General features: G+C 66.0%; 3 protein-coding genes. 2 read left to right on the top strand and 1 reads right to left on the bottom strand.

Annotated elements, in window-relative coordinates; all coding sequences use genetic code 11:
* Positions 1-166: 166 nt before the first annotated feature.
* Positions 167-3,007 carry a valine--tRNA ligase gene (locus VLK61_RS07175; protein WP_325419644.1) on the top strand — a complete coding sequence of 947 codons (2,841 nt, stop codon included), beginning with the start codon at positions 167-169 and terminating at the stop codon, positions 3,005-3,007.
* Here VLK61_RS07175 and VLK61_RS07180 read toward each other — a convergent pair.
* Positions 2,946-3,923 carry an NAD(P)-dependent oxidoreductase gene (locus VLK61_RS07180; protein WP_325419646.1) on the bottom strand — a complete coding sequence of 326 codons (978 nt, stop codon included), beginning with the start codon at positions 3,921-3,923 and terminating at the stop codon, positions 2,946-2,948. The two genes, VLK61_RS07175 and VLK61_RS07180, sit on opposite strands and share 62 nt — an antisense overlap.
* An 87-nt stretch (positions 3,924-4,010) precedes the next feature.
* Between VLK61_RS07180 and VLK61_RS07185 the strand changes: the two genes are divergently transcribed.
* Positions 4,011-4,336 (top strand): sugar phosphate nucleotidyltransferase (locus tag VLK61_RS07185; protein ID WP_325419648.1); only part of this gene is annotated, 326 nt, incomplete at its 3' end.

A 4,336-nucleotide genomic window follows, 5' to 3' on the forward strand; every position in this document is an offset into this window, starting at 1 on the left:
GGGCGCGCAGTTCAAAATATCGTTGTAAGCGCTGCCTGCCCCTGAACGGGCGCCCGCGGGCGCCCGTTTTCATTGGTGCGGTCGGCGACACCTACAATCTGCGATCCCCTTGATCGCCCTCGCCTGCCGGCCTTTTGCGCCGGCAAGCCGACCACCTGTCGCCGCCATGTCCGATACGCCCAAGTCATTCGAGCCCGCCGCCATCGAAGCCCATTGGGGCCCGTTGTGGGAGCAGTCAGGGCTGTACGAGCCGACGCTGGACCCGGCCAAGCCCTCGTTCTCGATCCAGCTGCCGCCGCCGAACGTCACCGGCACGCTGCACATGGGCCATGCGTTCAACCAGACGATCATGGACTCGTTGACGCGCTACCACCGCATGCGCGGATTCAACACGCTGTGGGTGCCGGGCACCGACCATGCCGGCATCGCGACGCAGATCGTCGTCGAGCGCCAATTGCAGGATGCCGGGCTGTCGCGCCATGACCTGGGCCGCGCCGCCTTCCTGAAGCAGGTGTGGGACTGGAAAGCGACATCGGGCGCGACGATCACGCGGCAGATGCGGCGCATGGGTGCCAGCGTCAGCTGGGGCCACGAGTACTTCACGATGGACGAGAAGCTCTCGACCGTCGTCACCGACACCTTCGTGCGGCTGTTCGAAGAAGGCTTGATCTACCGCGGCAAACGCCTGGTGAGCTGGGACCCGGTGCTGAAATCCGCGGTGTCCGACCTGGAGGTCGAGAGCGAAGAGGAAGACGGGTTCCTCTGGCACATCCGCTACCCCTTGGCCGATGGCTCAGGCGAGTTGGTCGTCGCGACGACGCGGCCCGAAACCATGCTCGGCGACACCGCGGTGATGGTGCATCCGGAGGATGAACGCTACGCCCACTTGATTGGCCAGCAGGTACGCCTGCCGATCGCCAACCGGCTGATCCCGGTGATCGCCGACGAGTATGTCGACAAGGCCTTCGGCACCGGCGTCGTGAAGGTCACGCCGGCGCACGACACCAACGACTATGCGGTCGGCCAGCGCCATGGCCTGCCGATGATCACGATCTTCACGCTCGAAGCCAAGCTGAACGATGAGGCGCCGGGGGCCTATCGTGGGCTGGACCGCTTTGTCGCACGCAAGAAGATCGTCGAGCAGCTCGATGCCGAAGGCCTGCTGGTCGAGACCAAGAAGCACAAGCTGATGGTGCCGCGCTGCGCGCGCACCGGCCAGGTCATCGAGCCGATGCTGACCGACCAGTGGTTCGTCGCGATGAGCAGGCCAGGCGCGGACGGCCAGAGCATCGCGCAGAAGGCGATCGACGTGGTCGCGTCGGGCGAAGTGAAGTTCGTGCCCGAGCAGTGGGTCAACACCTACAACCAGTGGATGAAGAACATCCAGGACTGGTGCATCAGCCGCCAGCTCTGGTGGGGCCACCAGATCCCGGCCTGGTATGGCACGAACGGCGAACTGTTCGTCGCACGCAGCGAAGCCGAGGCGCGCAGCAAGGCCGCGGCGGCCGGCTACAGCGGCGCGTTGACGCGCGACGAAGACGTGCTGGACACCTGGTACTCATCGGCGCTGGTGCCGTTCTCGACGCTCGGCTGGCCCGAGAAGACGATCGAGCAGGACCTGTTCCTGCCGAGCAGCGTACTGGTCACCGGCTACGACATCATCTTCTTCTGGGTCGCCCGGATGATCATGATGACCAAGCACTTCACCGGGCAGGTGCCATTCCGCCATGTCTACATCCACGGCCTGGTGCTCGATGCCCACGGCCACAAGATGAGCAAGAGCGAAGGCAATGTGCTGGACCCGGTGGACCTGATCGACGGCATCGAACTGGCCCCGCTGCTGGACAAGCGCAGCACCGGCCTGCGCAAGCCCGAGACCGCGCCCAAGGTGCGCAAGGCCACCGAGAAAGAATTTCCCGAAGGCATTCCGGGCTACGGCGCCGATGCGCTGCGCTTCACTTTTGCCGCGATGGCCACGCTGGGCCGCAGCATCAACTTCGATTCGAAGCGCTGCGAGGGCTACCGCAACTTCTGCAACAAGCTCTGGAACGCCACGCGCTTCGTGTTGATGAACTGCGAAGGCCAGGACTGCGGGCTGAAGGAACACAGCAAGGCCGAGTGTGCGCCTGGTGGCCCGTTCCATGGCTACATGCGCTTCTCGCCGGCCGACCGCTGGATCAGCGGCGAGCTGCAACGTGTCGAAGCCGCGGTGGCCGAGGGTTTTGCGGGTTATCGGCTCGACAACGTGGCCAACGCGATCTACCAGTTCGTCTGGGACGAGTACTGCGACTGGTATCTGGAAATCGCCAAGGTGCAGATCGCCAATGGGACCGAAGCGGAGCAGCGCGCCACGCGTCGCACACTGATCCGCGTGCTGGAAACCGTGCTGCGCCTGCTGCACCCGATCACGCCGTTCATCACCGCCGAACTCTGGAACACCGTGGCGCCGGTGGCCGGCCGCAAGGACACCGACACGGTGGTCACGGCCGCCTATCCGCAGGCCCAGCTGGAGAAGATCGATGCCGCCGCCGATGTCTGGATGGCGCAGCTGAAATCGGTGGTCGCCGCGGTGCGCAGCCTGCGCAGCGAGATGAACCTGTCGCCGGGGGATCGCAAGCCGCTGTATGCCATCGGCGATGCCGCCTTCATCGAACAGGCGGGGCCGCAGCTGAAGGCGCTGGCCAAGCTGGCCGAGGTGAAGCTGTTCACCGACGAGGCGGCCTTTGCGCAGGCCAGCGGGATGTCACCGGTGGCAGTGGTCGGCGACTTGCGGCTGGCGCTGCACGTGGAGATCGACATCGCCGCCGAGCGCGCGCGCATCGCCAAGGAGGTGGCGCGGCTGGAAGGCGAGATCGTCAAGGCCGATGCACAACTGGGCAACGACAACTTCGTCGCGCGTGCGAAGCCGGCGGTGGTCGAGCAGATGCGTCAGCGTGTCGCCGACTTCAGGCAGACGCTCCGCCGGCTGCAAGATCAAGCGGCTCGTCTGACGGATCCGCCGACCTGAACTCGGGCCGCGCGGCGGGCTGAGACAGCAACTCGTCGATGCGGCGCGCCACACCCCAGGCGCTGCGCACACGCGATTCACGCGTGGTGCTGGCCACGCGCGGCGTGATCTGCAGGTTGTCGATGTCGTGCAGCGGCCGGCCGGGCTCCAGCATGCCGGGCTCCATGCTGTCGAACCAGGCGGCGGCCATGCGGCCGGTGCCCAGAGCCTCGGCCAGCGAGGGTTCATCGAACACGCTGGACGGCGCAATGCTCACCATCACCTGGTTCGGCCGGCAGAAGGGCAGAAAGCGTTCGCCGAGCAGGCCGTGATAACGGCTGAAGTAGCTGAGCATGACGCTCACCGCTTCGCTCTCCTCCATCAGCTCGCGCAGGCCCACCGGCTCCACCTTCCAGCGGTGCCACAGTGCATCGGTGGCATGCACCGCCGGGTCGTAGCCGACGACGCGGGCGCCAAAGGCGCCGAGCAGCTGTGCCAGCGGCCGCGCCGCGGGGGTCATGCCGATCAGGCCGACCGTCGAGCCGCCCAGTTCACGCCCGACCAGCAGGCCCTCGGCATTGACCACCGGCACCCGCCGCAGCATCTGCAGCAGCGCGCCGATGATGAACTCGGCCTCGGCCGCCGCGGTGGCATTGCTGGGCCGCACCACTTCGACACCGGCGCGGGCGCAGGCATCGACATCGATGTTCTCGGCGCCCGCCGACACCCGCCCCACCGCACGCAGCAGCGGCGCGTGGCGCAGCGCATCGGCATCCAGCGCCACGGCAGGCGGCAGCACCAGGGACCGCACGTTGTACAAGGCCTGCCGGAAGGCCCGCGGATCGCGCGCCAGATCGGGGGCGTAACGCACGGCATGGCGGGCGACCAACCAATGCATCACCTCCGGGTCCAGCGGTTCGACGATCAATACATCCATCGGCTCACGAGGTCTCCAGCGTGTGCATCCTGAGCACGGGACGTGCCAGAATGAATTCGATCCTCAACCCTCATTCTATGTAAGCAGATGTTGATCAAGAAGGCGATCTTTCCCGTGGCCGGCCTGGGAACCCGATTCCTCCCAGCGACCAAGGCCCAGCCCAAGGAAATGCTGCCGGTGGTCGATAAACCGCTGATCCAGTATGCGGTCGAAGAAGCCTATGCGGCCGGCGTGCGCGAGATGATTTTCGTGACCGGCCGCCACAAGCGGCCGATCGAAGACCACTTTGACATGACCTTCGAACTGGAGGTAGCCCTTGAACAGGCGGGCAAGGCCGAGTTGCTGGAGGTGGTACGCAGCGTCAAGCCCAACGACATGGAGTGCATCTACGTGCGCCAATCGCAGGCCCTGGG

Source organism: Aquabacterium sp. (assembly GCF_035476535.1).
Taxonomy (GTDB): Bacteria; Pseudomonadota; Gammaproteobacteria; order Burkholderiales; family Burkholderiaceae_C; genus Pseudaquabacterium.

Excerpts from the sequence above, each read along its gene's own strand:
- VLK61_RS07175 (WP_325419644.1), top strand. The coding sequence starts at position 167 with ATGTCCGATACGCCCAAGTCATTCGAGCCCGCCGCCATCGAAGCCCAT.
- VLK61_RS07180 (WP_325419646.1), bottom strand. The coding sequence starts at position 3,923 with ATGGATGTATTGATCGTCGAACCGCTGGACCCGGAGGTGATGCATTGG.